Annotated in this window: 18 protein-coding genes and 1 tRNA gene; 13 read left to right on the top strand and 6 right to left on the bottom strand. The window is 65.7% G+C overall.

The annotated features are described in order from the left end of the window. Positions 1–1,857, top strand: a 1,857-nt coding sequence (locus BST27_RS32600) for a PE family protein (protein WP_170062362.1), incomplete at its 5' end; no start/stop codon positions are given. Positions 1,858–1,919: 62 nt separating this feature from the next. Here the strand turns inward: BST27_RS32600 and BST27_RS25190 are convergent. The 3 genes from BST27_RS25190 to BST27_RS25180 form a co-directional block, all read right to left on the bottom strand. Further along, positions 1,920–2,612, bottom strand: coding sequence for a cutinase family protein (locus tag BST27_RS25190; protein ID WP_232007128.1), 693 nt, complete (start codon positions 2,610–2,612; stop codon positions 1,920–1,922). A gap of 431 nt (positions 2,613–3,043) precedes the next feature. Further along, a complete protein-coding gene (locus tag BST27_RS25185) occupies positions 3,044–4,942 on the bottom strand; it encodes a PE family protein (RefSeq protein WP_079219743.1) in 1,899 nt (632 codons plus the stop codon). A 270-nt stretch (positions 4,943–5,212) separates the two neighbouring features. Further along, positions 5,213–5,286: transfer RNA gene (locus BST27_RS25180), tRNA-Arg, on the bottom strand. Between the two features lie 183 nt (positions 5,287–5,469). Between BST27_RS25180 and lipQ the strand changes: the two genes are divergently transcribed. The 9 genes from lipQ (at position 5,470) to BST27_RS25135 (ending at position 20,761) form a co-directional block, all read left to right on the top strand. Beyond that, the gene (gene lipQ, locus BST27_RS25175) at positions 5,470–6,714 is read left to right on the top strand and encodes an esterase LipQ (protein ID WP_069417356.1); all 1,245 of its coding nucleotides are present in this window, start codon (positions 5,470–5,472) and stop codon (positions 6,712–6,714) included. 115 nt (positions 6,715–6,829) lie between these two features. Beyond that, positions 6,830–8,305, top strand: coding sequence for a WS/DGAT/MGAT family O-acyltransferase (locus tag BST27_RS25170; protein ID WP_069417357.1), 1,476 nt, complete (start codon positions 6,830–6,832; stop codon positions 8,303–8,305). Then, positions 8,302–10,044 carry an HAD-IB family hydrolase/lysophospholipid acyltransferase family protein gene (locus BST27_RS25165; RefSeq protein ID WP_069417358.1) on the top strand — a complete coding sequence of 581 codons (1,743 nt, stop codon included), beginning with the start codon at positions 8,302–8,304 and terminating at the stop codon, positions 10,042–10,044. The genes BST27_RS25170 and BST27_RS25165 overlap by 4 nt, the downstream gene beginning before the upstream one ends. Continuing rightward, positions 10,041–12,416, top strand: a complete 2,376-nt coding sequence (locus BST27_RS25160; RefSeq protein ID WP_069417359.1) for a glycerol-3-phosphate 1-O-acyltransferase — start codon at positions 10,041–10,043, stop codon at positions 12,414–12,416. The genes BST27_RS25165 and BST27_RS25160 overlap by 4 nt, the downstream gene beginning before the upstream one ends. 159 nt (positions 12,417–12,575) lie before the next feature. Then, positions 12,576–13,073, top strand: a complete 498-nt coding sequence (locus tag BST27_RS25155; RefSeq protein WP_069417360.1) for a single-stranded DNA-binding protein — start codon at positions 12,576–12,578, stop codon at positions 13,071–13,073. 68 nt (positions 13,074–13,141) lie between these two features. Then, entirely contained in the window at positions 13,142–14,818 is a 1,677-nt protein-coding gene (gene ettA / locus BST27_RS25150; RefSeq protein ID WP_069417361.1) for an energy-dependent translational throttle protein EttA, read from the top strand. Positions 14,819–14,871: 53 nt separating this feature from the next. Beyond that, entirely contained in the window at positions 14,872–19,674 is a 4,803-nt protein-coding gene (locus BST27_RS25145; RefSeq protein WP_069417362.1) for an NAD-glutamate dehydrogenase, read from the top strand. Then, on the top strand, positions 19,671–20,099 hold the full coding sequence (locus BST27_RS25140) for an acyl-CoA thioesterase (protein WP_139805358.1): 429 nt from the start codon (positions 19,671–19,673) through the stop codon (positions 20,097–20,099). Before BST27_RS25145 ends, BST27_RS25140 begins: the two co-directional genes overlap by 4 nt. Next, positions 20,084–20,761, top strand: coding sequence for a DUF8010 domain-containing protein (locus tag BST27_RS25135; RefSeq protein ID WP_197518056.1), 678 nt, complete (start codon positions 20,084–20,086; stop codon positions 20,759–20,761). The genes BST27_RS25140 and BST27_RS25135 overlap by 16 nt, the downstream gene beginning before the upstream one ends. Before the next feature lie 38 nt (positions 20,762–20,799). Here BST27_RS25135 and BST27_RS25130 read toward each other — a convergent pair whose 3' ends face one another. From BST27_RS25130 to BST27_RS25120, 3 genes are read right to left on the bottom strand one after another with little or no spacing between them, the layout of a single operon-like run. Further along, positions 20,800–21,816 (bottom strand): FAD-dependent oxidoreductase, encoded by a 1,017-nt coding sequence (locus BST27_RS25130; protein WP_069417447.1) that lies wholly within the window; start codon positions 21,814–21,816, stop codon positions 20,800–20,802. 53 nt (positions 21,817–21,869) lie between these two features. Continuing rightward, entirely contained in the window at positions 21,870–23,462 is a 1,593-nt protein-coding gene (locus BST27_RS25125; protein WP_069417363.1) for a glycoside hydrolase family 13 protein, read from the bottom strand. Further along, positions 23,462–23,857, bottom strand: a complete 396-nt coding sequence (locus BST27_RS25120) for a globin (protein ID WP_069417448.1) — start codon at positions 23,855–23,857, stop codon at positions 23,462–23,464. Before BST27_RS25120 ends, BST27_RS25125 begins: the two co-directional genes overlap by 1 nt. A gap of 130 nt (positions 23,858–23,987) precedes the next feature. Here BST27_RS25120 and BST27_RS25115 point away from each other — a divergent pair, with 130 nt between their 5' ends. The 3 genes from BST27_RS25115 (at position 23,988) to BST27_RS25105 (ending at position 25,417) form a co-directional block, all read left to right on the top strand. Next, entirely contained in the window at positions 23,988–24,632 is a 645-nt protein-coding gene (locus BST27_RS25115; protein WP_069417364.1) for an HNH endonuclease, read from the top strand. A 97-nt stretch (positions 24,633–24,729) separates the two neighbouring features. Beyond that, the gene (ctaJ, locus tag BST27_RS25110; RefSeq protein ID WP_069417365.1) at positions 24,730–24,963 is read left to right on the top strand and encodes an aa3-type cytochrome oxidase subunit CtaJ; all 234 of its coding nucleotides are present in this window, start codon (positions 24,730–24,732) and stop codon (positions 24,961–24,963) included. Further along, positions 24,950–25,417 (top strand): DUF5130 domain-containing protein, encoded by a 468-nt coding sequence (locus BST27_RS25105; RefSeq protein WP_069417366.1) that lies wholly within the window; start codon positions 24,950–24,952, stop codon positions 25,415–25,417. The genes ctaJ and BST27_RS25105 overlap by 14 nt, the downstream gene beginning before the upstream one ends. The last annotated feature ends 134 nt before the right edge of the window (positions 25,418–25,551 follow it).

Raw genomic sequence — 25,551 nt, 5'->3', positions numbered from 1 at the left:
GAGATACACCAGATCCTCGGTGGCGATGTTGCCGGTGGCGCCCGGCGCAAACGGGCAACCGCCGAGGCCGCCGGCGGCGTGGGCGGGGCTGGAGGTGCTGGCGGCGCGGGAGGGCTGCTCGCCGGCGCCGGCGGTACCGGAGGAGCCGGCGGGGCCGCGCCGAACTCCATGTCAGGTAACGGTGGCGCCGGTGGGCACGGCGGTAACGCCGGCCTGCTCTTCGGCGCCGGCGGCGCTGGCGGCGACGGCGGCTACAGCAGCGCCAGTACCGGTGGCGCCGGTGGACATGGCGGAAACGCGGGCCTGCTGTTCTCGAGCGGCGGGACCGGTGGGGCGGGCGGGTCCAGCGGCGCCGGCACCGGCGGACTGGGAGGCGGCGGCGGCGACGCCGGCCTCCTCGGTTACGGCGGGACCGGCGGGATCGGCGGCGGCAGCTCACTCGCCACCGCAGGTAACGGTGGGATTGGCGGACGGGCTGGACTGCTGCTGGGCATCGGCGGGGCCGGCGGCGAGGGCGGATCCAGCATCCAAGGCACCGGCGGAGCCGGCGGAGCCGGCGGCAACGCGACGGTGATAGGCAATGGGGGCAACGGCGGCGTCGGCGGTACCGGAAGTACGTCGGGCGGCACCGGTGCCGGCGGCTTCAGCGGCTTGCTATTGGGGACGGACGGGTTCAACGCTCCCACCAGCGCGTCTCCACTGGGGCCACTGCACACCTTCCAGCAGCAGGTGATGGGTGCGATCAACGCGCCCACCCAGGCACTTTTGGGACGTCCGCTGATCGGCAACGGTGTGCCCGGAGCTGCGGGTAGTGGCCAGAACGGAGCTCCCGGAGGGATCCTGCTCGGCGATGGCGGGGCTGGCGGCTCCGGAACGCCAAGTACGGGCCTAGCGAACGGTGGGCCGGGTGGCGCTGGGGGCGCCGCTGGTCTGTTCGGCACCGGCGGCTCCGGCGGCGCCGGAGGAGCCAGTGCGATGGGCTTCGGCGGTGTTGGCGGTGCGGGCGGCGACGGCGGGCTGCTGTCGGGCAACGGCGGCGTTGGCGGCCGCGGGGGCATCGCACACCTTAGTTTCGCCGGGCCGGGCGGTGCCGGCGGGGCTGGTGGACTATTTGGCGGCGGAGGTAACGGCGGTGCCGGTGGCGCTGGAATCACTGTCAACGCGGCGAGCGGGCCCGGAGGGGCCGGTGGGGCCGGCGGTCTACTGAGTGGGCTGGTCGGCGCCGGTGGCGGCAACGGCGGGGACGGCGGGACCGGCCGTATCTTTGGCGGCGCCGGCGGGGCAGGCGGCAACGGCGGCATGTTCGCGGGCGCCGGCGGCGACGGCGGCGCAGGCGGCTTTGCCCTAACTGGCAACGGCGGGGCAGGCGGGCACGGCGGCAATGCCGGCTCCTTGTTTGGCGCCGGCGGCCAAGGCGGCGACGGCGGCTTCGCCGGTGTCGGATTTACCGGCGGCGCCGGCGGCAGTGGTGGCAACTCCGGCCTGTTTTCCTCCAACGGCGGGGGAGGCGGCATGGGCGGGTTCAGCAGAACCACCGGCGGAGTCGGAGGGGCCGGCGGAAATGCCCTGCTGATTGGCTACGGCGGCATCGGCGGTTCCGGCGGAATCGGCGTGGCCGGCGTTGGGGGCGCAGGCGGGGCGGGTGGTCCGGCGGGCCCGGTGTCGGGCAACGGCGGTGCTGGCGGGGCAGGGGGATACAGCGATCTCTCCAAAGGCGGAGCTGGTGGAGCCGGCGGCAATGCGCCACTCGGCATTGGCGGCAACGGTGGCAATGGCGCCGTCGGAAACACCGCGGGCAGCGGCGGGGGCGGCGGCACCGGCGTGCTGTTGCCCGGATTGGACGGGCTGAACGGGTAACACGTCAGAGGCGGCAGGCATACCCGCTTCAACAACGGCTGGGTTGCCTCCGATTACGCGCGTCAGAGCCGTCGTGCCACGAAAGCCGCGGCCTGCGAGGGCATTTCGGAATGTTGGTAGGACAAGTGCTCCGGCGAGAACAGCTCCTCATGGGTGGGCAGCGCTAGTGGCCCGGGAGTGCAAACCGGATCGCCGGGCGCGCACAGGTCGATTGCTTTTGCGCCGTACCACGGGCTGATCTCGCTGACCGGCCCCTCGAGATATCTCGTCGTCGGGTTCCCGAAAAGGGCGACCGCAGCCACGTGTTCGGCCTCGTCCGCCGTCAGCGTCGCGGCGTTGAAGCCCGCGATCGACGCTCGGGCGATGGTGATCAGATCGATCACCCCCGCGCCTTGGGAATATCCGCCGAGCACCAGCTTGGTGTCGGGACAGTTCGAAACCATGGACACGACGTGAGCGTTTGCATCCGCGGCACCGGCGGAGACAGAGCCGGGGAGATCGTCTTCGGTAGCCGGGTAATTGACCGCGTACACCCCGAGGGATCGCCCGCCAATCTGTGAGCGCAGTGAGTCGATGAATGCCTGTCCGACTCCACCGACGCCGGGTGGCTCGTTGGTGCCGCGGGCAAACGTCACCTCGACATCGGGGCAGGGTGCAGCGGACGCGGGGGCGCTAAGGATTGGTGCGCTCAGCGGCGCTGCAAAGGTTGACAGCACCGCGGCGGCCAGCGAACGCCCAAACTGGCGCGTATTCACGTCTTCAATGCTCACACAAATTGGAGACGAAGCGTAGGCCCGGTTTGATCGATGACGCAAAATCCGCAAACCGCCAAAACACCGCGTCCGGCAAGCCGACATAGGTGCTGTAAGTCGGTGTGCATTGCAGCGGGCTGTCAGCGGTTCAAGCAACGCTGACCTGTACGTCTATTCCTAAGTGCCCTGGCTGAAGTCGGCTCCGCCTGCCATTTTTCTGCTTTAATTAACGGCCCTGAAAGGTAATACTGCTTTTCAGTGGGGCGAGCGGCAGGAGCTGTGATGCCCCCTTATCTGGTTGTCATACCCGAGTCATACCAAGGCAGTGGTCCTCGTTGGCCATAGTCCTGGGCGGTCCAGCTGGGGTTTTCCATTAATACCCGCTCCAATTTTCGACGGGCCGCCGCCCCTGCTTGGCGGGACCACTACCGTCGTCAGCGAACGTTGAATTCGTGGAGGGTTTGGTTAGTTCCCTCACTCACCGTGACATAACCCCGGCCGTCCGGGTGAAACGCAATCGCCTCGCCCAGTGTCTCGCTTACTGCCGGCGCGACGACGGGTTGCTGGCTGAACACCGACCAGGGGTCGCTGTCGGGGGTACGGTTCCACAAAAAGACATCGCCATAAGTACGCACCGCCACTTGCGAACCGTCTGCAGAGAAATCGGCGCTGGTGACCAGTGTTGCGCTGGCGGTCGACAAGTCCAGCGTTCCCACTTGCTGGAAGATCGCGCTCCCGCTGTTCCATGCGCTCTCTGGTACCGAATAGACGCGGGAGACAGTGCTGCCGGTCTTCTCGATCACCATCATGTTCCCCGTGATCGGGTCGACCAGCAGCGCTTCGGAGTTGAGCTTAAGGCCATTTGGATAAGTCATCTTGAGTTGCTGGACTCCGGTCAGCGTGGAGTTCGTCGGGTTGGCCGCGGTCCCAGTCACGATCGGTTCGGGCACGCGATAGATGGTCACGTTGCTTCGTGAGCCGCCATTGTCGCCGATATCGCCGACGTAGATATACGACTTGCCGTCCGGTCCTATGGCGACCTCGATGTCTTCCCAGTCGACCGCAGATGCACCACTGAGTGTGTAGGTGCCCAGCGTTTGACCGGTCTTTGAGTCGATAGCGAAGATGCGGGCCGAATCTCCTGAATCGTTGTGCACCCAATAGACATCCGGATTGTTGATTCCAGCGTCAATGCCGGAGATCTCACTAATCGAGCTATTGGTGATTTTCCCGCCATTCGAGGCAACGATGTCGTGATTCTTGGCCGCATCAGTGGCATTCGAGACGGTGGGATTGCCCGGGTCTCCTGTGCCCGGGTCTCCTGTGCCCGGATCACCCGTGCCGGGGTCTCCTGTGCCTGGATCACCCGTGCCCGGATCACCCGTGCCGGGATCACCCGTGCCGGGGTCTCCTGTGCCGGGGTCTCCCGTGCCGGGGTCTCCCGTGCCGGGGTCGCCCGGGTCCGGGTTCACTGGGCCGCCCGGGCCCGGGTCAGTTGGCCCGCCCGGGCCGGGGTCGGCGGGCCCGCCCGGGGCGGTGACCTTGGTGCCTCGGGCTCCATGCGAACCGGCATGGCCGGCCAGTTGCCCGCCGGCCCCTCCGGCGCCACCCTCGCCCGAGGTGGGGCCCGACCCGCCGGTGCCACCATTGCCGCCGTCGCCGACTAGGTGTGCGCTTCCGCCCGCACCGCCAGCGCCCGCGGTGCCAAACACACTGGTCCCGCCGATCCCGCCGGCACCGCCGTTACCCATCAAGAGACCGCCGGCGCCGCCACGGCCGCCGGACGGTGCCGCCGTGGCTCCAACGCCGGCCCCGCCTTTTCCGCCGGCGCCGCCATTGCCGATCAATCCGGCGCTACCACCGTTGCCGCCGGCTTGGCCGGTCGCGCCAGATCCGCCGTTGCCACCGTCGCCGAACAGCCACCCGCCGGCGCCGCCGTTCTGCCCAGTCCCGGGTGCCCCGTGGGCGCCATTGCCGACCAGCGGTCGGCCCGTCAGCGTCTGGGCGGGGGCATTGATCAGGTTGAGCGCTGCCTGCTGCAGCGGGTTGGCGTTGGCCGCTTCTGCGGTCGCGTAGGCGCCAGCATTTGCCGTCAAGGTCCGCACGAATTGCTGATGAAACGCCTCAACCTGAACGCCAATTGCCTGGTATTCCCGGGCGAATCCGCTGAAGAGGGAGGCCGCAGCCGCTGACACCTCGTCCTCAGCGGCCTCCACTAGCCCGGTAGTCGATAGTGCAGCCGCCGCGTTGGCAGCATTAAGCGTCGCGCCGATCCTCGTCATGTCCGTTGCCGCCGACGACAACCACTCGGGAACCGCCACTAAGAACGACACGGCTGCCTTTCACGCACCACATAATCAAACATCCGATCGCTAAATAGTCAATGCAATCAATCGGCTGATCGTATCGAGACGCTCAGTGCCGTTTGGCCTTCGCGGCGCATCGAGCGGACCGGCCGCCACGTCACAGCACAGGGCTCGACATTGCTGACAGGGTGCGCACGGCATGAGTGTTGACGAGATGTTGACAGGTGCCGCAATGCGGCCGGCCCTTCAAACCTGTTAGGCCGTGCATCTAACGTCTTGACGTGCGGTTTTTGTCGGTGCCCCCGGCACGACTCGAACGTGCGACCTAGGGATTAGAAGGCCCTTGCTCTATCCACCTGAGCTACGGAGGCAATGCGCAGGTCAGTCTATCGAACGGCGGCTCAAGATCATTTAGGGCGACACATGGGGCCCGAAAAGTGTTCCGCTGGGCCATTTATCGGTTATGGTGTGAGCCTCGACACACCGACATCGGCTGAATATCAGCTGTTAACCGCAACGACGCGTGTGCCTGACGTCGAGGAGTGGACTTAGTTATGTGCATGGCCAGACTGACTGCGCCTTTTTCGCGGGCAGGAGCCGAGGCATTGCGGCAGGGCGCGCAGCCCGCGTCCGACGCCAAAGACAGCGCCAAAGACAGCTACGCATCAGTCTTGCTGCGTGGGTTCCCATTCGCCGTGGGCTGGGTCGCCAACTGGGTCGCCACCGAATTTCCCCCGCACGTCCTGACCGGGCACGCGTTGTCCCGCATAGCGCCGCCGGCGGTCAAGCGGGTCGGCACCACGTGGGCGGCCCAGCGGGCAGACCAATTCCTGAAGGCCGCGCTGCAGGAGTCATTCGGTCCGGACTTCCGTGACCAGGTGGTTCATCCGGCCACCGAACAGACCGCGACGACGCGTCGGGGTACGCGGTTGCCGTCCGGACCTCACCGCCGGTATGCGGCGCACACGTCCAACATTTCGTACGGCCCGAACGGCCGTGACCATCTGCTCGACATCTGGCGACGGTCCGACCTGGCGCCAGGGCACCGCGCGCCGGTGCTGTTACAGGTCCCCGGTGGGGCGTGGTCGGTCAACGGCAAACGTCCCCAGGCCTACACGCTGATGAGCCGCATGGTCGAGCTCGGCTGGATCTGCGTCTCGATCAACTACAGCAAGAGTCCGCGCTGCGTGTTTCCGCAGCACATCATCGACGTCAAGCGGGCTATCGCATGGGTTCGGGAGAACATCGGCGACTTCGGCGGCGACTCCGACTTCATTGCGATCACCGGTGGATCGGCCGGAGGGCACCTCGCCGCGCTGGCCGCGCTCACCCCGAACGACCCGCAGTTCCAGCCCGGCTTCGAACGTGCCGACACCACGGTCCAGGCGGCGGTGCCGTACTACGGGGTCTACGACTTCACCGACTTCGACAACATGCACGAGATGATGCTGCCGTTCTTAGAGCAGTTCGTGATCAAGAGCCGGTATGCCGACGACCCCGAGCGGTTTATCGCAGCATCACCGATTTCCTACGTCCACCCCGACGCCCCTCCGTTCTTCGTGCTGCACGGCGATCGAGACCAGCTCGTACCAAGCGGCCAGGCGCGGTCGTTCTGCGCCGCGCTACGGGGAGCCGGAGCGTCCACCGTCGCCCACGCCGAGCTGGTCTACGCGCACCACGGGTTCGACCTCATGCCGACGGTGCGATCGCGGCTAGCCGCCCGCGCCGTCTCCGACTTCCTGGGCATCACCTACGGCCAGCGCGACTTCTCGCTCGGGTCATTGGCGATGGAAGCGTAACCGGCCGGCTGAACCCCGACTGCGCTGCACGTCACTTTCACGCGCGCGCCAACCGGACTAGCGTTGTGTTGGCATTTGGGGGTTGCACGTCTGACGCAGGAGGGCTTGATCGGCGGTGGCTGAGTCCGTTGAGGCCGTGAAGTATTCCGACGAGCTTGGTCCGGTCGATTATTTGTTGCACCGGGGCGAGGCGAATCCGCGAACCCGCTCGGGAATCATGGCGGTTGAACTCCTCGACACCACTCCGGATTGGGACCGGTTCCGTACCCGCTTCGAACACGCCTCCCGGCGGGTGCTGCGGTTGCGGCAGAAAGTCGTGGTGCCGACGCTGCCGACGGCGGCACCCCGCTGGGTGGTCGACCCGGACTTCAACCTGGACTTCCATGTGCGACGGGTTCGGGTCGCCGAACCCGGCACGCTGCGGGAAGTATTCGACCTGGCCGAGGTGATCCTGCAGTCACCGCTGGACATATCGCGACCGCTGTGGACGGCGACCCTGGTCGAAGGATTGCCCGACGGCAAGGCCGCCACGCTGCTGCATCTGAGCCATGCGGTCACTGACGGTGTCGGCAGTGTGGAGATGTTCGCCGAGATCTACGACCTGGAGCGGGATCCGCCACCACGGCCGGTGCCCCCGCAACCAATACCGCAGGACTTGTCGCCTAACGAGCTGATGCGGCAAGGCCTCAACCACCTCCCCATCGCCATTGTCGGCGGCGTCGTGGGTGCGGTTTCCGGTGCGGTGTCGGCGGCCGGGAAGGCGGTGCTGGAACCTACGTCGACGATTTCGGGCATCGTGGGCTATGCGCTGTCGGGACTGCGGGTGATGAACCGGGCCGCTGAACCGTCGCCGCTGCTGCGCCGGCGCAGCCTGGCCAGTCGCACCGAAGCGATCGACATCCCGCTCGCCGATCTGCACCGCGCCGCCAAGGCAGGCGGCGGCTCGATCAACGACGCCTACCTGGCCGGCTTGTGCGGCGCGTTGCGGCGCTATCACGAGGCGCTCGGCGTACCGATCAGCACGTTGCCGATGGCCGTGCCGGTGAACCTGCGGGCGCAAGATGACGCCGCCGGCGGCAATCAGTTCACCGGGGTCAACCTGGCCGCCCCGGTGGGCACCGTCGATCCGGTGGCGCGGATGAAGAAGATCCGTGCACAGATGACGCAGCGGCGTGAGGAGCCGGCGATGAACATCGTCGGATCCATCGCTCCGGTGCTCAGTGTGCTGCCGACGGCCGTGCTGGAGGGGATCACCGGTTCGGTGATCGGCTCGGATGTGCAGGCCAGCAACGTTCCCGTCTATCCGGGGGACACCTACATCGCCGGTGCGAAAATCTTGCGGCAGTACGGAATCGGCCCGCTGCCGGGAGTGGCGATGATGGTGGTGCTGATCTCGCGCGGCGGGTGGTGCACCATCACTGTGCGTTACGACCGCGCATCGGTACGCAAAGACGAGCTGTTCGCCCAGTGCCTGCTCGAAGGTTTCGACGAAATCCTTGCGCTAGCAGGAGATCCGCCGCCGCGGGCAGTGCCGGCGTCGTTCACGGCCGAGGCGAGCGGTTCGACGGCCGAAAAGGTGTCGGGTTCATGAGCGCCCCAGAAGAGCAAGAAGTCAAGAACACCCGCGATTTGCGGCTGCCCGGCTCGGTGGCCGAGATCATGGCCAGCCCCGAAGGCCCGCATATCGGTGCGTTCTTCGATCTGGACGGGACGTTGGTCGCGGGCTTCACCGCCGTGATCCTCACCCAGGAGCGGTTGCGGCGCCGCGATATGGGTGTCGGAGAGCTGCTCAGCATGGTCCAGGGCGCGTTGAACCACCGCCTGGGTCGCATCGAGTTCGAGGACCTGATCAACAAGGCGGCCATGGCGCTGGCCGGACGCCTGCTGACCGACCTGGAGGAGATTGGCGAGCGCCTGTTCGCCCAGCGGATCGAATCCCGGATCTACCCGGAAATGCGCGAATTGGTGCGGGCCCACGTCGCCCGAGGCCACACCGTGGTGCTCAGCTCCTCAGCGCTGACCATTCAGGTCAATCCAGTGGCCCGCTTCCTCGGCATCAACAACACGCTCACCAACAAGTTCGAGACGAACGAGGACGGCATTCTCACCGGTCGGGTGCTGAAGCCGATCTTGTGGGGGCCGGGGAAAGCCGCTGCGGTGCAAGCCTTTGCGGCCGAACACAACATCGACCTAAAAGACAGTTACTTTTACGCTGACGGTGACGAGGACGTCGCCCTGATGTACCTCGTCGGCAACCCGCGCCCGACCAATCCCGAGGGCAAGATGGCCGCCGTCGCCAGGCGTCGCGGCTGGCCGATCTTGAAGTTCGAAAGTCGCGGCGGCGTCGGCCTGCAACGGCAGCTGCGCACCTTGGCCGGCTTCAGCACCATGTTCCCCATCGCCGCGGGCGCGGTGGGATGGGGTGCCCTGACCCGCAACCGGCGGCGCGGCGTGAACTTCTTCACCTCCAACTTCTCCCAGATACTGCTGGCCACGTGTGGTGTGCACCTGAATGTCATCGGCAAGGAGAATCTGACCGCGCAGCGTCCCGCGGTGTTCATCTTCAACCACCGCAACCAGGTTGACCCGGTGATCACCGGCGCCTTGGTGAAGGACAACTGGATCGCCGTCGGCAAGAAAGAACTCGAGCGCGACCCGATCATGGGCACCATGGGCAAGTTGCTCGACGGGGTGTTCATCGATCGCGACGATTCCGCTTCCGCGGTGGAGACGCTGCACGAAGTTGAGGAGCGCGCAAAGAAGGGCCTGTCCATCGTGATCGCCCCCGAGGGCACCCGGTTGGATACGACCGAAGTCGGGCCATTCAAGAAGGGGCCCTTCCGCATCGCGATGGCGGCAGGAATTCCCATCGTGCCCATCGTGATTCGCAATGCGGAGATCATCGCCTCGCGCAACTCGACGACGCTGAATCCAGGCACGGTCGACGTTGCGGTGTTCCCGCCGATTCCGGTGGACGACTGGACGTTGGAGGAATTGCCGGACCGCATCGCCGAGGTTCGCCAGCTCTACTTGGACGTCTTGTCGAACTGGCCCATCGACAACCAGTTGCCCGTGGTCGATCTCTACGCCAAGAACAAGCCGGCCAGCGAAGCAAAGGCCAAGGCCGCCAAGGCAACCGCGAAGACCCCGGCAAAGAAGGCCGCCAGTAAGACCCCCGCCAAGAAGGCGGCCAAGAAAACCCCGGCCAAGAAGACCCCGGCGAAGAAGACCCCGGCCGAGAAACCCTCGCCGGCCACCCCGCACGCGTCCGTGGTCGAGCTGAAAGATGGTCAGGCGCAGGAGCCCGAGGCGCCCGAAGGACAGCCGTGACCAATCCGTTGGCAGACGTCAGCGCAGTCCTCAACCCGGAAGACACGCTGGTGCTGGCCTCGATGGATTCGCCGGTCGAGATCGAACTCGTGATGGATTGGCTGGCGCAGCAACGTGCCCGAAGTCCGCAGACCAAGGTCGACGTCCTGAAACTGCCGCCACCCAACGCGCCACCGGCCGCGCTGACTGCCATTGTCGAGCAACTCGACCCGGACCGGAACGACGAGCGTTACGTCGTGCCGGTGCGCGTGTTCTGGCAGCCACCGCCAAACCGCAGCAGAGCGGCCAAGATTGCAGGGCTTCTTCCAGGCCGGGATCCCTATAATCCCAGCCGCGGCCAACAGCGCCGCATCCTGCGCAGCGATCCCCGGCGGGCGCGCGTGCTGGCGGGCGAGGCGGCCAAAATCTCTGAGCTGCGCCAGCAGTGGCGCGATACCACCGTCGGCGGGACACCGACCGACTTCGCTGAATTCGTCGCCCGGCGGGCGATTTTGGCCCTGGCACGAGCCGAATACCGCATCCTGGGACCGCAATACAAGTCTCCCCGCCTGGTCAAGCCGGAGATGTTGGCATCCACGCGATTTCGCGCCGGCCTCGAGCAGATTCCCGGAGCCACGGTCGAGGAGGCGGGGAAGATGCTCGACGAGCTCGCTACCGGGTGGAGCCAGGTATCGGTAGACCTGGTCGGGGTTCTCGGGAAAATGCTGAGCCGCGGCTTCGACCCGGAATTCGACTACGACGAATATCAAGTCGCGGCCGTGCGCGCGGCGCTGGAGACCCACCCCGCGGTCCTGCTGTTCTCGCACCGGTCCTACATCGACGGCGCGGTGATACCGGTGGCCATGCAGGACAACCGGTTGCCGCCGGTGCACGTGTTCGGTGGCATCAACTTGGCGTTCGGCATCATGGGACCGCTGATGCGGCGGGCGGGAACCATCTTCATCCGGCGCAATATCGGCGACGATCCGCTGTACAAGTACGTACTCAAGGAGTACGTGGGCTATATCGTCGAGAAGCGGTTCAACCTGAGCTGGTCCATCGAAGGAACCCGCTCACGAACGGGAAAGATGTTGCCGCCCAAGCTCGGTCTGCTGAGCTACGTGGCCGACGCCTACCTGGACGGACGTAGCGAGGACATCCTGCTGCAGGGTGTGTCGATCTGCTTCGACCAGCTGCACGAGATCGCCGAATACGCCGCCTACGCGCGCGGCGCGGAGAAGACGCCCGAGGGCTTCAGCTGGCTGTACAACTTCATCAAGGCCCAGGGCGAGCGCAACTACGGCAAGATCTACGTTCGCTTCCCCGAAGCCGTGTCGATGCGCCAGTACCTGGGCGAACCCAATGGCCAGATCGCCAACGACACGGCCGCCAAACGGCTTGCGCTGCAGAAGATGTCATTCGAGGTCGCATGGCGGATTCTGCAGGCGACGCCGATCACCGCGACGGGTTTGGTCTCGGCACTGCTGCTCACCACGCGCGGGGCTGCGCTGACCCTCGACCAGCTGCATCACACTCTGCAGGACTCCCTGGATTACTTGGAGCGCAAGCAGACACCGGTGTCGACGAGTGCGCTGCGGCTACGCACCCGCGAAGGCGTGCGCGCGGCGGTGGACGCGTTGTCCAACGGGCACCCGGTCACGCGGGTCGACAGTGGCCGGGAACCGGTGTGGTACATCGCTGCTCAGCACGAGCATGCCGCCGCCTTCTACCGCAACTCGGTGATCCATGCCTTCCTGGAGACCTCGATCGTCGAACTCGCGCTGGCGCATGCCAGACATGTTGACGGCGACCGCGTTTCGGCTTTCTGGGACCAGGCGATGCGGCTGCGGGATCTGCTGAAGTTCGACTTCTACTTCGCCGATTCTGCGGCGTTCCGCGCCAATCTCGCCGAAGAGTTGGCGTGGCACCAAGATTGGGAGGCGCACCTGGCGGCGGGCGGCGAGCAGATCGACGCGATGCTGTATGCCAAGCGTCCGTTGATGTCCGACGCGTTGTTGCGGGTCTTCTTCGAGGCGTATGAGATTGTCGCGGACGTGCTGCGTGATGCTCCGGCGAACGTCGGGCAGAAAGAGCTCACGGAGTTGGCGCTCGGAGTTGGCCGTCAGTATGTGGCACAAACCCGGGTCCGTAGCAGCGAATCGGTGTCGACCCTGCTCTTCGCGACGGCAAACCAGGTCGTCGCCGATCAGGATCTCATCGCCCCGGCGCCCGACCTCGCCGAACGGCGCACCGCGTTTCGCGGAGAGCTACGCAGCATTCTGCGAGACTTCGCTTACGTCGAACGGATCGCGCGGAATCAGTTCATCGCCCGCGAGCGCGCCCGCGCCGCTTCGAGGCGCAGCGCCGACAAATCCGACACCGTCGCTTCATAGCCGTCATCTCCACGCCGTTATCCCCAGTCGCGACTTTCTCCACAGCGGTAGCCCGACGCGGCGCTCACCGGCGCGATTCGTCGATGCGCTGTCGGTGCCCCGGGGCTGAATCAACACCGGCACGAGCCACCTGATTCAGCTACGAGAGGAATACGAGCAATGTTTGAAACGCACCTGACCGTGGTCGGGCACATCGTCAACAACCCCCAGCGCCACCGGGTCGGCCAGCAGGAAGTCATCAGGTTTCGGGTGGCCAGCAATTCGCGTCGCCGGACCGGGGACGGCACCTGGGAGCCGGGCAATTCGCTGTTCATCACCGTCAACTGCTGGGGCCGGTTGGTCACCGGGGTGGGCGCCGCACTGGCCAAAGGCGCACCGGTGATCGTGGTGGGACACGTGTTCACCAGCGAATATGAAGACCGGGACGGCAACAAGCGTTCGTCAACCGAGATGCGGGCGCTGGCTGTGGGACCGGACCTATCGCGCGCGCTCGTTCGGATCGAAAAGCTCAGCTACACGGGGCCGAGCCCGCAGGACAGTCCGGCAGCGGCGGTAGCCGACGGCGAAACCGACACCGCGAGCCAGGCGGACCCGACGCGGGACGGAACAGCCGAACCGGCTGCGGCCAGCGATGCCGCGCTGCCACTGTCGGCTTAGGCGTTCGGGGGCCGTGCCTAGGATGGTCGGCGAGATTGTTACGAAGATCAGAAAGGCGACCCCGCGGCATGGCTGAGTTCATCTACACGATGAAGAAGGTCCGCAAGGCGCACGGCGACAAAGTGATTCTCGACGACGTGACGTTGAGTTTTTACCCCGGCGCCAAGATCGGTGTTGTCGGCCCCAACGGAGCCGGTAAGTCGAGCGTCTTGCGGATCATGGCCGGGCTGGACAAGCCGAACAACGGCGACGCCTTCCTGGCAACCGGTGCGACTGTCGGCATTTTGCAGCAGGAGCCACCGCTCAACGAGGAAAAGACGGTCCGCGGCAACGTGGAAGAGGGCCTGGGCGACATCAAGGTCAAGCTCGACCGCTTCAACGAGGTCGCGGAGCTGATGGCCACCGACTACTCCGACGAGTTGATGGAGGAGATGGGCCGGCTGCAGGAGGAGCTCGACCACGCCGACGCGTGGGACCTCGACTCGCAACTCGAGCAGGCGATGGATGCGCTGCGCTGCCCGCCGCCCGACGAACCGGTGACCAACCTGTCCGGTGGCGAGCGTCGCCGCGTCGCGCTGTGCAAACTGCTGCTGTCCAAACCCGACCTGTTGTTGCTCGACGAGCCGACCAACCACCTGGACGCCGAAAGCGTCCAGTGGCTTGAGCAACACTTGGCCAACTACCCCGGCGCGATCCTGGCCGTCACCCACGACCGCTACTTCCTGGACAACGTCGCCCAGTGGATCCTCGAACTCGACCGGGGTCGCGCATACCCCTACGAGGGCAACTACTCGACCTACCTGGAGAAGAAGGCCGAGCGGATCGCGGTCCAGGGCCGCAAGGACGCCAAACTGCAGAAACGGCTGCAGGAGGAACTGGCCTGGGTCCGGTCCGGCGCCAAAGCGCGTCAGGCCAAGAGCAAGGCGCGTTTGCAGCGCTACGAAGAGATGGCCGCGGAGGCGGAGAAGACTCGGAAGCTTGACTTCGAGGAGATCCAGATCCCGGTCGGGCCACGCCTCGGGTCGGTGGTGGTCGAAGTCAGTCACCTCGACAAGGGTTACGAGGGTCGCACGCTGATCAAGGACCTTTCCTTCACCCTGCCGCGCAACGGCATCGTCGGCGTCATCGGTCCCAACGGGGTGGGCAAGACCACCCTGTTCAAGACCATCGTCGGCCTTGAGCAGCCAGACAGTGGCACGGTCAAGATCGGCGAAACGGTGAAGCTGAGCTACGTCGACCAGACCCGATCGGGTATTGATCCGAAGAAGACGGTGTGGGAGGTCGTGTCCGACGGACTGGACTACATCGAGGTCGGTCAGACCGAGGTGCCGTCGCGGGCGTACGTCTCGGCGTTCGGATTCAAGGGTCCCGACCAGCAGAAGCCGGCCGGCGTGCTGTCGGGTGGCGAACGCAACAGGTTGAACCTGGCGCTGACGCTCAAACAGGGCGGCAACCTGATCCTGCTCGACGAACCGACCAACGACCTGGACGTCGAAACGCTGAGCTCACTGGAGAACGCCTTGGTGAACTTCCCCGGTTGTGCGGTGGTGATTTCCCACGACCGCTGGTTCCTCGACCGGACGTGCACGCACATCCTGGCGTGGGAGGGCGACGAGGACAACGAGGCCAAGTGGTTCTGGTTTGAAGGCAACTTCGGTGCCTACGAAGAGAACAAAGTGGAACGACTTGGCGCCGAAGCCGCGCGCCCGCACAGGGTGACCCATCGGAGGTTGACACGGGACTAATGTGATCCCTGCCACGGCACGCTGGTATCCGTCGGGAGTTGGGAGCACGTTGCATGACGATCGACCCCGGGACCACGCGGGACCATCCGCGGAGCGCCATTGACCAGGACACCCCGGTTGATGACTGGATTCTGAAGGCCTACCTAGACGGCTATCGGGCATCCGCCGAAGACGGTTCTCAGCAAACCCCAGAATCGCCCGTCACGCCCTCACTGGTGGCCGCCCACTATCGGCTGGCGCAGGTCCGTCCGGCGGGTGAAAGCCGCGTCGCCGTCTACCCGGCTGATGACCCGGCCGGATTTGGGCCCGCACTTCAGGTCGTCACCGAGCACGGCGGCATGCTGATGGACTCCGTCACGGTGCTGCTGCATCGGCTCGGGGTCGGATACACCGCGGTCATGGCTCCGGTTTTCGATGTGCGTCGCGGCCCGACGGGGGAGATGCTGGACATCAAACCCAAGTCGGACAGCGCCGCGCCGGATCACGGTGAGGCCTGGATCCACGTTCAGTTGTCGCCACTGGTGGACAGCAAGGCCCTCGTCGAAGTCGAACGGTTGCTGCCCCGGGTTCTGGCCGATGTCGAGCGGGTCGCCGCCGACGCATCCGCGATGATCCGCACCCTGAACGATCTGGCCGAAGAGGTCGACGCCGACCCCCAGGGTCACTACTCCGCGCCGGATCGCCACGAAGTGGCGGAGTTGCTGCACTGGCTGGGCGACGGCAATTTCTTGCTGCTGGGTTACCAACGGTGCCGGGTCGACAACGGATACGTCTATGGGGACGCCTCCACCGGTTTCGGGGTGCTGCGCGCACGTTCGGGAACCCGGCCGCGGCTGACCGACGAGTCGAAATTGCTGGTATTGGCGCAAGCCGCGGTCGGCAGCTACCTGCGTTACGGGGCCTACCCGTATGCCATCGCCGTTCGCGAGAACGTCGGTGACGACGTCTTCGAGCACCGCTTCGTCGGCTTGTTCACCGTCGCCGCCATGAACGCCGATGTCCTGGACATCCCGGCCATCTCACGGCGGGTCCGCGAAGCGCTCACGTTGGCCGGCAGCGATCCCAGTCATCCCGGTCAGCTGCTGCTCGATGTGATCCAAACCGTCCCGCGCCCAGAGCTTTTCACCCTCAGCGCCGACCGGCTGCTGTCCATGGCCAAAGCCGTGGTCGACTTGGGATCACAACGACGTGCCTTGTTGTTCCTGCGCGCCGACCGGCTGCAGTTCTTCGTGTCCTGCCTGGTCTATGTGCCGCGTGACCGCTACACCACCGCCGTGCGGTTGCAGATCGAAGACATCCTGGTTCGCGAATTCGGCGGCACCCGACTGGAATTTACCGCTCGAGTGAGCGAATCACCTTGGGCACTAATGCATTTCATGGTTCGTTTGCCCGAGGAGCGGGCACTCGGATCCGTCGACGTCTCGGAAAGCAACCGGATCCGGATCCAGGGGTTGCTCAGCGAGGCCGCGCGCACCTGGTCGGACCGGTTGATCGCCGCCGCGGCATCGGGCTCGATCAGCTACGCCGACGCCGAGCATTACGCCTCCGCTTTTTCCGAGGCGTACAAGCAGGCGGTCACACCGGCCGAAACCATCGAAAACATCGCCATCATCAACCAACTCACCGATGACTCGGTGAAGCTGGTCTTCTCCGAACGCGATGAGCACGGAATCGCCCGGCTGACCTGGTTTTTCGGAGGGCGCACCGCCTCCCTGAGCCAGCTGTTGCCGATGCTGCAGAGCATGGGCGTGGTCGTGCTGGAAGAGCGGCCGTTCACCGTCGACCGACCCGACGGGCTACCGGTGTGGATCTACCAATTCCGGATCTCGCCGCATCCCACCATCCCGCTGGCCGATACGGCCGAAGAGCGCGAAGCCGGCGCCCAGCGATTCGCCGACGCCGTCACCGCGATCTGGCAGGGCCGAACGGAGGTCGACCGGTTCAACGAACTGGTGATGCGCGCCGGGTTGACCTGGCAGCAGGCCGTGATCTTGCGTGCCTACGCGAAATACCTACGGCAGGCTGGTTTTCCGTACAGCCAGTCCTACATCGAGTCGGTGGTCAACGACCATCCATCGACCGCACGATCGCTGGTCGAGTTGTTTGAGGCGCTGTTCGATCCCGAGCCTTCGAACCCCCGCGACGCACAAGCGGCAGCCGCGGCCGTCGCCGCCGACATCGACGCACTGGTAAGTCTGGACACCGACCGCATCCTGCGCGGGTTCGCCTCGCTGGTCCAGGCCACCTTGCGGACCAATTACTTTGTGACGCGCGAAGGTTCCGCACGCAGCCGAAACGTCTTGGCGCTCAAGCTCGATGCCCAGTTGATCGACGAACTGCCGCTGCCGCGGCCCAAGTTCGAGATCTTTGTGTATTCACCTCGCGTCGAAGGCGTGCACCTGCGCTTCGGCCCGGTCGCACGCGGCGGGCTGCGCTGGTCGGACCGGCGCGACGACTTCCGCACCGAGATCCTCGGCCTGGTCAAGGCACAGGCAGTCAAGAACGCCGTCATCGTGCCGGTCGGCGCCAAGGGCGGGTTCGTCGTCAAGCGGCCGCCCCTGGCCACCGGTGACGCAGCGGCCGATCGCGAAGCCACCCGCGCCGAAGGCGTCGCCTGCTACCAGCTGTTCATCTCCGGCTTGCTCGACGTGACCGACAACGTCGACAAGGCCACCGGCAAGGTAAACCCGCCCCCCGGTGTGGTGCGTCGCGACGGTGACGACGCCTACCTCGTGGTTGCGGCGGACAAGGGGACCGCCACGTTCTCCGACATCGCCAACGAGGTCGCCGCGTCGTACGGGTTCTGGCTGGGCGACGCCTTCGCGTCCGGTGGGTCGGTGGGCTACGACCACAAGGCCATGGGCATCACCGCCAAAGGCGCCTGGGAGGCGGTGAAGCGGCACTTCCGGGAAATGGGGATCGACACCCAGACCCAAGACTTCACCGTCGTGGGCATCGGCGACATGAGCGGCGACGTGTTCGGCAACGGCATGCTGCTGAGCAAGCACATCAGGCTCGTCGCGGCCTTCGACCACCGGCACGTCTTCCTCGATCCCAACCCCGACGCCGCGTCCTCCTGGGAGGAACGTCGTCGCATGTTCGAGTTGCCGCGGTCCAGCTGGGACGACTACAACAAGTCGTTGATCAGCGAGGGCGGCGGCGTGTACAGCCGCGACCAGAAGACCATCCCGGTCAGCCCACAGGTCCGTGCCGCCCTCGGCATCGAAGACGACGTCAAAGAAATGGCCCCGCCCAACCTGATCCGGGCGATCCTCAAGGCGCCGGTGGATCTGCTGTTCAACGGCGGCATCGGCACCTACATCAAGGCAGAAAGCGAGTCTGACGCCGACGTCGGCGACCGCGCCAACGATCCGGTGCGGGTCAACGCAAATCAGGTGCGGGCCAAGGTCATCGGCGAGGGCGGCAACCTCGGGGTGACGGCGTTGGGCCGAGTCGAGTTCGATTTGTCCGGTGGGCGGGTCAATACCGACGCGATGGACAACTCCGCCGGCGTGGATTGCTCCGACCATGAGGTCAACATCAAGATCCTGATCGACTCACTGGTCACGGCCGGCAAGGTGAAGCCCGAAGAACGCAGCCAACTGTTGGAGTCGATGACCGACGAGGTTGGCCAGCTGGTGCTCACCGACAACGAGGACCAGAACGACCTGATGGGTACCAGCCGCGCCAACGCGCCGAGCCTGTTGCCGGTGCATGCCGACCAGATCCGCCACCTGGTGGAGCGCGGTCTCAATCGCGAGTTGGAGGCGCTGCCGTCGGAGAAGGAGATCGCCCGGCGTGCCGAGCTCGGCCTGGGACTCACCTCTCCCGAGATCGCGACCCTGATGGCGCACGTCAAGCTCGAGCTCAAAGACGAGGTATTGAAGACCGAGCTGCCGGATCTGGATGTGTTCGCGTCCCGGCTGCCCCGCTACTTCCCCAAGCCGCTGCGCGATCGGTTCACGCCGGAGATCCGCCAGCACCAGCTGCGCCGGGAAATCATCACCACCATGCTGATCAACGACCTGGTGGATACGGCCGGGATCAGCTACGCGTTCCGGATCACCGAGGATGTCGGTGTCAAGCTCATCGACGCGGTCCGCACCTACGCGGCCACCGATGCGATCTTCGGTATCGAACACGTCTGGCGGCGCATTCGCGCGGCGAACCTGCCGGTCGCGTTGTCGGACCGGATGACGCTGGACACCCGGCGATTGGTCGACCGTGCCGGACGCTGGCTGCTCAACTACCGTCCGCAGCCGCTGGCCGTCGGTGCCGAGATCAACCGGTTCGCCGCCAAGGTCAAGGCGCTGACACCGCGCATGTCGGAGTGGTTGCGTGGGGACGACAAGGCCATTGTCGAAAAGGAAGCCGCGGAATTCACTGCCCAGGGCGCCCCGCCCGACTTGGCGTACCGCGTCGCTGTCGGGCTGTACCGCTACAGCCTGCTCGACATCATCGACATCGCCGACATCACCGAGATCGACACCGCTGACGTCGCCGACACTTACTTCGCCCTGATGGATCGGCTCGGCACCGACGGCCTGCTGACCGCGGTCTCGGAGTTGCCGCGCAACGACCGGTGGCATGCGTTGGCGCGGTTGGCGATTCGCGACGACATCTACGCATCGCTGCGGGCATTGTGTTTCGACGTGCTGGCCGTGGGGGAGCCCGACGAAAGTGGCGAAGAGAAGATCGCCGAGTGGGAGCACATCAGTGCCTCGCGGGTGGAGCGCGCCCGCCGGACCCTTGACGAGATCCGTGAAAGCGGCGCAAAGGATCTCGCTACGCTGTCGGTGGCGGCGCGTCAGATCCGCCGCATGACTCGCACCAGCGGACGGGGATCTTCCGGTTGAGCAACGAAAAAAAGAACGGGTTTGTCGCACCGGTGCCGGTGCGCTGGTCTGACATCGACATGTACCAGCATGTCAACCACGCCACCATGGTCACGATCCTCGAAGAGGCGCGCGTTCCCTTTCTCAAGGAACCGTTCCAGGCCGAGATCACCGAGATCGGGTTGTTGATCGCCGACGTGCGGGTCACCTACAAGGACCAGTTGCGGTTGGTCGACTCGCCGCTGCAGGTCACCATCTGGACGAAGCGCCTGCGCGCGGTCGACTTCACCCTCGGCTACGAAGTCCGTTCGGTCAACGCCGATCCAGAGTCCAAGCCCGCCGTCATCGCCGAAACGCAGTTGGCCGCGGTGCACATCAAAGAGCAACGGTTGGTGCGCCTGGCCCCGCACCACCGGGAATACCTGCAGCGGTGGCTGAGGGAATAGCCGGCGGCACAACCGAACGCGGATTGTGGTTGCCAGATGCGGCCCACCGTGCGGACCTGGCAGCTTTCGTGCACCGTGCGATGCGTCTCGACGACGCCGCGGTCATCCGACTTCGGACACGCTCGCCGGGATTGCTGACGGCATGGGTCGCAACGGGTTTCGACGTACTGGCCGGCCGGGTGGTGGCCGGCACGGTGCGGCCCGACGACTTGTCCGTCGGCGCCGACCAGCTGGCCCGCAGCCTGGCCGACGTCGGCCCGTCGGGCTACGTCGACCCCGGCTTTGCGATGGACTCGGCGTGGCGCGGTGTGCTGCCTCCCGAATCCGGCTTCACCCACCTCGACGATGTGCCGGCCCGGGTGATGCTGGACCTTGCGCAGAGCGGTGCGGAACTGGCCAAGCAGCACAGCAGCGCGCACGGACCGCCTGCCTCGTTGCTCGATCAGGAGGTCATCCAGGTCAGCTCCGGCGATACCGTCGTCGGCCTGCCGATGCGTTGCGTATTCGCTTTGACCGCAATGGGTTTCCTGCCGCAATCACCGGAGTCGATCGACGCCGACGAGATGATCCGGGTCCGGTTCTCGCCGACCTGGTTGCGCATGGACGCCCGCTTCGGCTCGGTGTACCGGCGCCGCGGCGATCCGGCTCTGGTATTGCGCTGAGGAAGCAAATCACGCCGATTTGATGGCGCTTGTTTTCGTCAGGTCCCGTAGACCAGCCACAGCGGGAGAATCGAGTCAAGGTAGTCCATGAACTTCTTGAGGCCCACGCGGTACTGGCCGTAGCCGTAAGGGTCCACGGCGTATTCCGGGAAGGCAATGCCGAGTCCGAACAGGCCTGGGGCAAGAATTCCGTTTTGTGGGTTGTAGTCCAGTTGCCCCCATTGCGGTGTCGCCGGTAGCTTCCTGCGCTCGAATCCGACGGTATAGACGACGAGATCGCATTCGCCGAGTTTCTCTTCGAAATTCGGGCTGGTAACCGAGTACCTTTCCAGCCGATCCGGGAGCACCCCGTCGATGTTCTCGCGGGCCCACTCCGCCGCCCGTCCTTTGAGACCGGTGTCGTCGAAGAGAATCCAATCATCCAAATAAACGGCGTATTTGAGTGGATGACGGAAAAAGTTGATCACTTTGCGCACCGGATGGCCCAATAGGTTGGGCAACGCGATCATGGACGAGTGGGATGACCCGAAGACCGCTACCGTTGCGCCTTCCAAGGGTTGTTGGGCAAGTTGTTCCGGGTCGAGTGCAACTTCCACTGGAATCTCTTTTAGTTGCGGATAATCCAGCTTTTTCGGAATTGCCCCGACGGCAAGAACCACATTCTTCGACGCGATCGCCTGCGCCGTGGTCTTAATTTGCCAGTGGCGGTTCTCCAAGTACAGTGCGGTCGCCTTCGTCTGGAACACCTCGACGCGCGCGCGCAGCTGTTCGGTCACCCACAGCAGCGGATCCGCGACGAGTGCAAGGGCGCACGTCTCGTCCGGGTCGACCTCCCGCAGCGGCAGCGGGGGAGCCTCGGCGAACCGAAAGGCCTTGGAAGCGTTCAGGTATTCCAGGAAGGTCTTGGCGATGGTGTTGCTCGACACCGACCGCCACTTCTTGCCGAGGTCTCCGGCCGCGAAGGAAGGGTCGATCCACGCGATCCGCTCGGGAGCTATCCCGTGATCGAGCAACCTCCCTACCGCGGCAATTCCGGCTGGCCCGGCTCCGATCACTGCCCACTCGTAGGACGACATTCATCACGTATAGAGGACCGAGCCCGGAAGTGCTAGCCGACTCGCGTGAGCCAGACCGCGCTGTCGGGCGGCAGTTGGCCGTCGATCAGCGGCGCGCTGGCCAACAGCACCTCGCCCGGCGGGAGCGCGATCGGCCGCCGGCCCGCGTTCAGTGCACACGCCAACTCGCTCTCGCCGGGCAGGTTAGGACGCCGGAACAGCAACGCATCCTCCGGTGCGGACAGCCAATCGACGTCCCCGCCTTGGAATTCGGCGCGCTGCTTACGAATTTCGATGGCACGCCGGAAGAACGACAGCATCGACGCGGGGTCTTTGCGTTGCCTTTCGACGGTCAGCGCGGCCCAGTCGTCCGGCATGGGCAGCCAGGTATCGGCGGACGTCGAGAACCCGAACGGGGGAGCCTCACCCGACCACGGCATCGGGACCCGGCACCGGTCGCGTCCGCGTTCGGTGTGCCCTGAACGCTCCCAGGTCGGGTCCTGCAGGACCTCGTCCGGCAGATCCACGTCCGGAAGCCCCAGCTCCTGGCCGTTGTAGATGAACACGGTGCCCGGAAGGGCCAGCATGAACAACGCCATGGCCCGGGCCCGGCGCAGCCCCGTCTCGCCGTCGCCGTAACGGGAGACTTCCCGCCCCACGTCGTGGTTGGCCAGCGTCCAGGTCGGAGTGGCGTTTTCCAGCGCCGCGGCATCCAACGAGTTCTGTACCGCGTCGTGGATCTCGGTGGCGTCGAACTCGGTTCGGGTCAGCCGGAAGTTGAAGCCGAGGTGCAGTTCGTCAGGCCTTACGTATTCGGCCCATTGGGCGTTGTCCTGGACCCAGACTTCGCCGATGGTGACCGCGCCGGGGTAGTCGTCCATGACCGCCCGGATATCGCGGTGAATGTCGTGGACGTGCGGGCGGTTGAAGCGCGGGTCGTCGTCGGTGTGCCGCAGTATCTCGGCCACGTCCGCGGCGTCCGGCAGACCCTCCGGCTTGGCCATCCCGTGGGCCACATCGATGCGGAAGCCGTCCACGCCGCGTTCCAACCAGAACCGCAGGGTCTTCTCGAAGTCGTCGAAGACCTCGGGGTTGTCCCAATTCAGATCGGGTTGCTCGGTGTCGAAGAGGTGCAGATACCACTGGCCTGGGTGGCCGTCCGGCTCGACGACGCGAGTCCAGGCGGGCCCGCCGAACACCGATTCCCAGTTGTTCGGCGGCAGCAACCCGTCCGGTCCGCGGCCGTCTCGAAAGAAATATCGGTCCCTGGCTTCCGTGCCCGGACCCGCGGCCAACGCGGCCTGAAACCACGGATGTGCCGAACTGGTGTGGTTGGGCACGACGTCCATCGTGACCTTGATGCCGCGCTCATGTGCGGCCACGATCAGCCGTTCGAAGGCGGCCATCCCGCCGAACAGCGGGTCGATGTCGCGGGGATCGGCGACGTCGTAGCCGTGGTCTGCCATCGGGGACACGGTGACCGGGTTGATCCAGATCGCGTCGACACCGAGGTCGACGAGGTGATCGAGGTGGTTGGTCAGCCCGTCCAGGTCACCGACGCCGTCGCCGTCGCTGTCGGCGAACGAGCGGGGATAGACCTGGTAGAAGACCGCAGACTGCCACCACAGGGGTGCCGGGTCGGCCATCAGAATGCGGAGTTGACGAGGGAGTGGGCGGCCATTTCCAGGTATTGAAGCAGCTCGCGACGGCGCTCATCGTCGAGTGTTTGCGAATCGATCGAGGCCACCGCGGTATGCATGCAGCGCAACCAGGCGTCCCGCTCGATTGGCGTGATGCGGAACGGCATGTGGCGCATGCGCAGGCGGGGATGACCTCGTTGTTCCGAGTAGGTCCGCGGGCCGCCCCAGTACTGCTCGAGGAACATGCGTAACCGCTGTTCGGCGCCCGAAAGGTCCTCTTCCGGATACAGGGGTCGCAATATCTCGTCCTCGGCGACCTGCTCGTAAAACCTCGCCACGATCGCGTGGAAGGTCTCGGCGCCGCCGACGGCGTCGTAGAAAGACTCGGGGTTCGGATTCATCCCCTCCATTGTGGGCCATCTGTGGGACCGGCCCGTTCACCCTGGCTGTTCACCGAACTGACACGGCGTGCTCAGCGGAATAGGCGTGCAGTTGGCTGCGAATCATGGTGGACTGTTCCGCGGAGGATCTATGGCGCAAGGCAAGAAACGCCGCGGCCACCGCAACGGCAGCCCGGCAGTGGGAACAGGGCCTGCGAACGCGCCGTGCCTGCATAGTGTCGAAACCCATCCGCCAAACCGGCACGAGACCGCTTCGGTATGGAATCGCCGACGGGTGCTACTGCTGAACTCCACCTACGAGCCGCTCACCGCGCTGCCGCTGCGACGCGCGATTGTGATGCTGATCTGCGGGAAGGCGGACGTGGTGCATGACGACCCGGCGGGGCCGGTCATCCACTCCGCGACCAGGTCGATCGTGGTGCCGTCGGTGATCCAACTGCGGACCTATGTCCGGGTTCCCTACCGGGCGCGGGTACCGATGACGCGCGCGGCACTGATGCACCGGGACCGCTTCTGTTGCGCCTACTGCGGGGCGAAGGCCGACACGGTGGATCACGTGGTGCCGCGCAGTCGCGGGGGAGACCACTCGTGGGAGAACTGCGTCGCGTGCTGCTCGACGTGCAACCACCGCAAGGGCGACAAGCTGCTCAGCGAGCTCGGCTGGGTGCTGCGGCGGGCGCCGCTGCCGCCGACCGGACAGCACTGGCGGCTGTTGTCGACCGTGAAGGAGCTGGACCCGGCATGGGCGCGATATCTCGGCGAGGGCGCGGCGTAGACCTGGCCAGGGCGCGGCATAGACGTGGCCTCGGCGTGGCATGAGGTGGCATAGGCGGTGAGCCCCCCGTTGGGATACGGTGTCCGTCGTGAGCGCTATGGAGATTCACCTTTTATTCACCGGAATACCGCTGGCTCTGTTTGTGGCGCTGAGCTTGATCTACTTGACCCGCAAGGGGCCCCACCCCGAGACGTACAAGTTGTCGGAGAAGTGGACGCATCCGCCGATCCTGTGGGCAGCCACTGACGAGGCCATTCGCAACGCGCACGGTGGCCACGGCCACGGTGCATCGGAATTCACAGTCGGAGGTGGCGCCAGTGGCACATGGTGAAGTCGCGACGGTTGAACCGACCGAGCTGCCCAGAGGCTGGGCGCTGACGAGTAGCGGTCGGCTGTCCGGGGTCACCGAGCCCGGCGAGCTGTCGGTCACCTACCCGTTCCCGATCAAGGACCTGGTCGCGGTGGACGACGCGTTGAAGTACGCCTCTCGGGCGTCCAACGCGCGGTTCGCGGTCTACCTCGGCGACCTGGGTAGTGACACCGCCGCGCGGGCACGCGAGATCCTGGCCAAAGTTCCGACGCCCAACCACGCGGTACTGCTCGCGGTCTCGCCCAATCAGTCCGCCATCGAGGTGGTTTACGGCTCGGCATTGCGCGGACGCGGCGCCGAGTCGGCCGCCCCGCTCGGGGTTGCCGCGGCTTCGTCGGCGTTCGAGCAGGGCAACCTGATCGACGGTCTGGTCAGCGCGATCCGCGTGCTCAGCTCGGGGATCTCCCCGGAGTAGTCGCCTCCCGCGAGCGCGCGCAAATGTACGTCGTACACGGCGTGTCGCCGTACAAACGCGCGCGCTCGCGGGAAGTTGCCGCGCAGCTAGACGCCGGCGTCGAACCGTCGGGCGCGTAGCGATCGCTTGACGGC

Source organism: Mycobacterium intermedium (genome assembly GCF_002086275.1).
GTDB classification, from domain to species: domain Bacteria; phylum Actinomycetota; class Actinomycetes; order Mycobacteriales; family Mycobacteriaceae; genus Mycobacterium; species Mycobacterium intermedium.
This window is presented reverse-complemented; position numbering and strand designations above follow the sequence as displayed.

Bases quoted from the DNA above. Each gene is read 5' to 3' on its own strand.
- lipQ (WP_069417356.1), top strand. From the start codon at position 5,470: ATGTGCATGGCCAGACTGACTGCGCCTTTTTCGCGGGCAGGAGCCGAG.
- BST27_RS25165 (WP_069417358.1), top strand. From the start codon at position 8,302: ATGAGCGCCCCAGAAGAGCAAGAAGTCAAGAACACCCGCGATTTGCGG.
- BST27_RS25155 (WP_069417360.1), top strand. From the start codon at position 12,576: ATGTTTGAAACGCACCTGACCGTGGTCGGGCACATCGTCAACAACCCC.
- ettA (WP_069417361.1), top strand. From the start codon at position 13,142: ATGGCTGAGTTCATCTACACGATGAAGAAGGTCCGCAAGGCGCACGGC.
- BST27_RS25145 (WP_069417362.1), top strand. From the start codon at position 14,872: ATGACGATCGACCCCGGGACCACGCGGGACCATCCGCGGAGCGCCATT.
- BST27_RS25125 (WP_069417363.1), bottom strand. From the start codon at position 23,462: ATGGCCGACCCGGCACCCCTGTGGTGGCAGTCTGCGGTCTTCTACCAG.
- BST27_RS25120 (WP_069417448.1), bottom strand. From the start codon at position 23,857: ATGAATCCGAACCCCGAGTCTTTCTACGACGCCGTCGGCGGCGCCGAG.
- BST27_RS25115 (WP_069417364.1), top strand. From the start codon at position 23,988: ATGGCGCAAGGCAAGAAACGCCGCGGCCACCGCAACGGCAGCCCGGCA.
- ctaJ (WP_069417365.1), top strand. From the start codon at position 24,730: ATGGAGATTCACCTTTTATTCACCGGAATACCGCTGGCTCTGTTTGTG.